Raw genomic sequence first — 6003 nt, 5'->3', positions numbered from 1 at the left:
CTGAAACCATCATCAGGAGTGTAAATCACAGAATCATCAGTGGAGTCTTCAGCAGTGCCATTGTCATCCACTACTGCAGTACCATTGCTGGGATCATTGAGAATGGTTACAGTGCCGTTTCCGTCAATATCAGTGTCATTTTGTAAAACATCAATGGTTACCGCTGTATTTTCTTGAGTAGTAGTGGTGTCATCTACTGCAATCAGACTGTTCTCGTCAACAGCAGCAGCAGCAACATCAATGTCAACAGTAGCGGTCTTAGTAATCAGACCATTGCTTAACTCATAGGTAAAACTATCAGCTCCACTGAAACCATCATCAGGAGTGTAAATCACAGAATCATCAGTGGAGTCTTCAGCAGTGCCATTGTCATCCACTACTGCAGTACCATTGCTGGGATCATTGAGAATGGTTACAGTGCCGTTTCCGTCAACATCAGTGTCATTTTGTAAAACATCAATGGTTACCGCTGTATTTTCTTCAGTAGTAGCGGTGTCATCTACTGCAATCAGACTGTTCTCATCAACAGCAGCAGCAACGTCAATGTCAACAGTAGCGGTCTTAGTAAGCAGACCATTGCTTAACTCATAGGTAAAACTGTCAGCTCCACTGAAACCATTATCAGGAGTGTAAATCACAGAATCATCAGTGAAGTCTTCAGCAGTGCCATTGTCATCCACTACTGCAGTACCATTGCTGGGATCATTGAGAATGGTTACAGTGCCGTTTCCGTCAATATCAGTGTCATTTTCTAAAACATCAATGGTTACCGCTGTATTTTCTTCAGTAGTAGCGGTGTCATCTACTGCAATTAGACTGTTCTCGTCAACAGCAGCAGCAACGTCAATGTTAACAGTAGCTGTTTGAGTAGTTAGACCATTGCTTAACTCATAGGTAAAACTATCAGCTCCACTGAAACCATCATCAGGAGTGTAAATCACAGAATCATCACTGAAGTCTCCAGCAGTGCCATTGTCATCCACTACTGCAGTACCATTGCTGGCATCACTAACAATGGTCAGAGTGCTGTTTCCGTCAATATCAGTGTCATTTTCTAAAACATCAATGGTTACCGATGTATTTTCTTCAGTAGTAGCGGTGTCATCTACTGCAATTAGATTGTCATCGAGTGGAATGAATTCAATGAAGTCAATTCGGGCAAATTCCTGGCCATCACGAGTACCGTCAATTGTGATCAGGTCTCCATTGTTGATGAATACGGTACTGCTAATTTGTTCATTGACGAAACTATCAGCATCAGGGTTAATACCAGCACCATCAGGGGGGTTATCGAGAGTTAATGTTGGCAATTCGGTATCGCCAATAGTGATATCTATGGTGCTGTTCCCATCAGTCTCATCAAAGTAACCCAGCCTGACTTCGTAGTTACCAGTAGGTAAATCAAAGGTTGTGCTAGCAGTACCAGAGGAGGCATTAGGACCAATTCCAAAAGGTATTCTGAGCAGTGAACCACCCTCAGCATCCTCATTATTCTCAGGTTCAAAATTGTTTAGATTTAGAAAACTTTCAGCTTGAATTTTTACCATAATTTTTATTTACTGAACAATAATAATTTATCCCTTTTGACTACTTATACGGGTTGAGTAACAAAAGTCAGGACAATCTTAGCTACTATGCTTTTGAGTTGTAAGCATATGCCTTAGGGGCAGGCTACTTGATGTGCCAAGGCCTTGGCCTATGGCAACCCTACGCGAATCCCCAAGCTACTTGAGGTGCTTATGTGCGCTTGGGCACGCTTGGCCAACGGTTGAATGCTTACTTTCAGTCTTTTCTAGGAATTCAACATCACAACGTTGCCCATTCAATTTTTGATGACTTTATCTTTTGCTAAAGATAATTGTGTCAGTCAATCAGATTGTTTATATGATGGTAGGCTTAATTATTATTAAACAGTATCATTATTTTTTTTAGAATTTATTACGCCATAAATCAGTTAATAAATAGTAATAAAAAGAAGTTGATTTAAAGAAAATAGCGATGTATAAATGATTTGAATATAGCGCTTTTAAATTGGGTCAGTTACCTAGGGCTTGCTGATTAACTATCAAAGCATTGACAGATAAAGTTTTTCGCATTTTTGGGTCTCTAAAAGTGCCAGATTTTCGGTCAAAACAGCTCAAAAAATTAGCATTTTGGGCAGACAATATCAAAAAAATAAAGGGACAAGTCTTCCGACTACCTCCTATATAATTCCCATTTCTCCACACTCGCTGACTCCACACTCGCTGACTCCTACCAATACCAAAAGACTTTTTCAGCAAACCCTACATAGTTTTAGTATTTTAGGGAACAGGGAACAGATAATAGGCAATAGGGAATAGGAATGCATCGCTACTTCCTACTCCCTAAAACCCAGGATGAAAGTACTTCGCAAAATTGATAAATCTTATAAAATTGCTAATTGCCTGGAAGCCTGCAATCCTGAATGATTATCGGTTGAGTTCTTCCTCAAGCATCCGTTGATAAACCTTTGGCAAGTGCTTACTCATGCTATTGGTTTCTATGCCATAACCTAGACTTGTCCAAGTACCGGACAACCGCCGCAAAACTTTATCTAAATTTCCTTGCCGCAATTCTTTGGGAATATCCATCCCCCAGGCTCTACTATCCTTGAGCCAATCGTGAACCACAGCATCCTGGAAGTGTGCCTCAAAGCTATACTGCTTCCAAAACAAAAAGCCTGAGGGTCTGGGGTGATAGCGTTGTGCCTTTGCTTCCCAGGTAAAATCAAGGAACTGATACCGTCCCGCTGCTGTGCTACATTTTCCAACATTAGGACCAGCGACTATGGGAACACATATTTCAGGATGACGCCTTAAATCAGAAACGTGTTGACCCCCATAGATAATCGTGTAGGGTTGGGGGTCATTAGCTTCACTAGCGGTGATAGTACGCATTAGGGCGCGAATGTAAGGATCTCCCCCCCTCATCACTAAGGGAGGCGTGCCATGAATACTGGTAGGATAATCAGATAGCGTACGCTCAACCGGGTAGTAAGCCCATCTATTAAACACATGTCTGATATAAATCCCCAATAATAAGCTCACTATCGCTAAGGCTGAAATATTGTAAAATAAGCCTTTGAGTGTAAATTTATAGGAAGTATTTGGAAATCCTCTTAATTTTCCGTACTTCTGTCGGGGTGATGAAGACACTCAGTTGACTAATCCTTACTAGTGTTAATACTGTGAACTTAATAGTGTTCACAAAATGCGATTAACCGAACGTCACGCTACGCTCCGGAAGCTTCGCTTCCGCGCTTGAGCGAACGCTCAACACTGCCTCAACCCACGTCATAAAATAGCTGTTCCCAGCTTTGATCGGGAGCTTCTGCTGAGCTAACCACTTCTACTATTTTATTCCGAGCTTCCGGTTCCGACAGCGCCTCAACACAAACTTCTGCTACTTTGGTGCGAGGTATGCTACCTTCAAATAGAGTATCTGCCCCAGACATAACAATCGGGTCTGAGTTGTCTTCGTTTCTGAGACCACCTGGTCGCACAATGGTGTAGGTCAAGCCGCTTTTTTGGATATATTCCTCTGCTTGCTTCTTCCAGACCAGAATCAGCCAGAATAGATTTAAGGGATGGAAAAACTGGGACACACAGAGGGAAGAAACTAATACAAAGTGTTCTACCCCTTTTTGCTTAGCAGCATCTACTAAATTTTTAGTGCCTTCGTAATCCACCTTGTAGGGTGCGGTGGGGTCAAAGGTAGGGGGAGCACCAGTGGCGCACAGCACTACAGTACTATCTCCGATCGCAGCACTGATACTCTCAGGTTTGAGCACATCCCCCACCACTAATTCTGCAGCTGGTGGTAATATTTCTTGAGCGTACTCTAAATTTCGCACTAAAGCCCGTACAGGAATATCACGCATAACCAGTTCCTGTACAATCCGCTTTCCTGTTTCTCCCGTTGCTCCAGCTACACATGCTTTCATGGCAATTTCCGTACAATTCACCTAGTAGCTTAGCCAGTTTACCAGTTATTCTGAGTGAAAATTAAACTAGGCCATTTAATCGAGAACCGCCATATTGGTTTTTGTCTTGATGCAAAGCGCGAGTGGGGGTAACCCCCAAGACCGTAATGGTGCGTTTTCCGTTGGCGAATTAAATTCGCCACGGGTCGCACCTCTGCATCGCTTCCGTAAACCCCAACCTCTCGGTTGTATAAGTTTCTGTATAAGTTTCGTTCGTCATGTGTTCTTCTAAGACTGTGTGGGTGGATCTAATTAGAACCCGCTATAGTCAGTGATCTCATAACTGATCTCATAACTGATCTCGCATCACCAGACACCCAGCTAGATCAGTCCCCCAAACTTTACACTTGTTTACATAGCTCAACTTGTTTGTGTCCGACTCCTGATTAACTCAGCCAGAGGAGTGGGATCAGCAAGAGCGACCCATGGACATTTCTCAACTAGGCTCTCAACTAGGCTCTCATATCAAGTCCGGTTGAATACCCATAATTAGAGGGAGGGTGGGGAGATGGGGAGATGGGGAGATGGGGAGATGGGGAGATGGGGAGATTTTTATTAAGCGATGCAGCGCCGCCAAAGGGGGTTTCCCCCATGAGCGACTGCATCAAGACAGGGTAATTATCCCGACATGATATCAACTAGTCACAAGGCAATCACATGAAGAGGATGATGTATGCGATCGCATTTTATTAACCATCAGTCAATTGAGGAAAAACAGGTCGATTTGAATACTCCTGCTATAAAGGCCGACACTGACCCTATTGTTCCATCAGCGTCTTACTCAGGTAGTGAGCCGACTCGGTTTCACTGTCATTTTCAAGACTGTATGGAGATGTATGCTTCAGCTGAGCAAGTAAGTGCCTATCTAAATACTCACCAGGATTGGTTTTGTCGCTGCGCTCATCCGATGAAAGTAAAACTGCTCACAGACAATGGCTATATCTTGACCATTGGTAGCTTTGGGGCATTTGGCTATAGGGTAGAGCCAAAAATCGGTTTGGAATTGTTACCTCTTGAGGAAAATTCCTATCAGATTCGGACAATCCCCATACCCAATTACGTCAGTCCAGGCTATGACCTTGATTTCCAGGCATCTCAGACCTTAGTAGAAGTACCAGCAAGGGAGTATTTTCAAGAGCATCAGCTGGAATCGGAGTCCATACCATCGGCGATAACCCGCGTGGAGTGGCATCTTGACCTGAGTGTTGAGATGTGGTTTCCCAAGGCGATTCTGAAACTACCTCAGTCGTTGATTCAACGCACAGGCAACGGAATTTTGCAGCAAGTTGTGCGTCAAGTTTCCCGGCGTTTAACCCACAAGGTACAGGAAGACTTCCATAGCAGTAATGGTCTACCTATACCGAAGCAATCACGACAGCATTGACACTCCCCGCCCTAGAAGAGCGGGGATTCTTAGATCTACGACCGGCCTTAAACCTCCGTATCCTTGCGGCAATACCTAAACCGAAACCCCGTCAAGACTAAGGTTCTAGTTCAGTTTACGCGCATACCCAGCGGGCTGGTCTCCTTAAGCGTTCAGTTACTTTTTGAGAAGTGCCTTATAGAGTCCGTTGCTTCCCTGTTTCACTTGGTTCCGGCGTGCCGGAGACGAAACCTTAGAAGAGTGGAGCCTTAATAAAAAAGTTTTCACCCTTTTATGCATAGCCTGTAACCCTTAAAGGCTCCACTCTTCTTACGGTAACTTCTAACCCCGCCGTACCGTTGTTTTCTCAAAGTGTTGTCTTGCTGGATTCACACACCGATTGGTAGTCGTTCGCGTAGCGTGGCCTACGGCCAATGGTTGGGTTTTTAGCGATGCAGCGCCGCCAAAGGGGGTTTCCCCCACTCGCTATTGCATCAAGAAAGGAGGATCTTCCCTACCCTCCGGGCATTGTTACAGTCGATGTCCCCTATTAAGGGAAGCACCTCTGCTTCAGAACCGTACGTGAAGTTTTCGCCTCATACGGCTCCTAGATATCCTATCCTTTCGGGTTGCTCCA

6 protein-coding genes are annotated in these 6003 nt (G+C 44.1%); 2 read left to right on the top strand and 4 right to left on the bottom strand.

The genetic code is table 11. The features are described 5' to 3' along the window. From F6J99_RS40620 to F6J99_RS40610, 3 genes are all read right to left on the bottom strand, one after another. Nucleotides 1-1547 (bottom strand): Ig-like domain-containing protein (locus F6J99_RS40620; protein WP_293121982.1); only part of this gene is annotated, 1547 nt, incomplete at its 3' end. Between the two features lie 903 nt (nucleotides 1548-2450). Then, nucleotides 2451-3176: a glycoside hydrolase family protein gene (locus F6J99_RS40615; RefSeq protein WP_293121979.1), complete on the bottom strand. Its 726-nt coding sequence runs from the start codon at nucleotides 3174-3176 to the stop codon at nucleotides 2451-2453. Between the two features lie 128 nt (nucleotides 3177-3304). Beyond that, nucleotides 3305-3964 carry an NAD(P)H-binding protein gene (locus tag F6J99_RS40610; RefSeq protein ID WP_293121976.1) on the bottom strand — a complete coding sequence of 220 codons (660 nt, stop codon included), beginning with the start codon at nucleotides 3962-3964 and terminating at the stop codon, nucleotides 3305-3307. Nucleotides 3965-4503: 539 nt separating this feature from the next. Between F6J99_RS40610 and F6J99_RS40605 the strand changes: the two genes are divergently transcribed. Both F6J99_RS40605 and F6J99_RS40600 read left to right on the top strand, forming a co-directional pair. Continuing rightward, nucleotides 4504-4635, top strand: coding sequence for a hypothetical protein (locus F6J99_RS40605; RefSeq protein WP_293121973.1), 132 nt, complete (start codon nucleotides 4504-4506; stop codon nucleotides 4633-4635). A gap of 41 nt (nucleotides 4636-4676) precedes the next feature. After that, on the top strand, nucleotides 4677-5387 hold the full coding sequence (locus F6J99_RS40600; RefSeq protein ID WP_293121970.1) for a DUF1997 domain-containing protein: 711 nt from the start codon (nucleotides 4677-4679) through the stop codon (nucleotides 5385-5387). Nucleotides 5388-5708: 321 nt separating this feature from the next. Here the strand turns inward: F6J99_RS40600 and F6J99_RS40595 are convergent, their stop codons facing one another. Then, on the bottom strand, nucleotides 5709-5849 hold the full coding sequence (locus F6J99_RS40595; protein WP_293121967.1) for a hypothetical protein: 141 nt from the start codon (nucleotides 5847-5849) through the stop codon (nucleotides 5709-5711). Between the last annotated feature and the right edge of the window lie 154 nt (nucleotides 5850-6003).

Source organism: Moorena sp. SIO4G3, from assembly GCF_010692305.1.
GTDB lineage: Bacteria > Cyanobacteriota > Cyanobacteriia > Cyanobacteriales > Coleofasciculaceae > Moorena > Moorena producens_A.
Note: the sequence above shows the minus strand (reverse complement) of the source record. Positions and strands in the feature narration are given on the sequence as shown.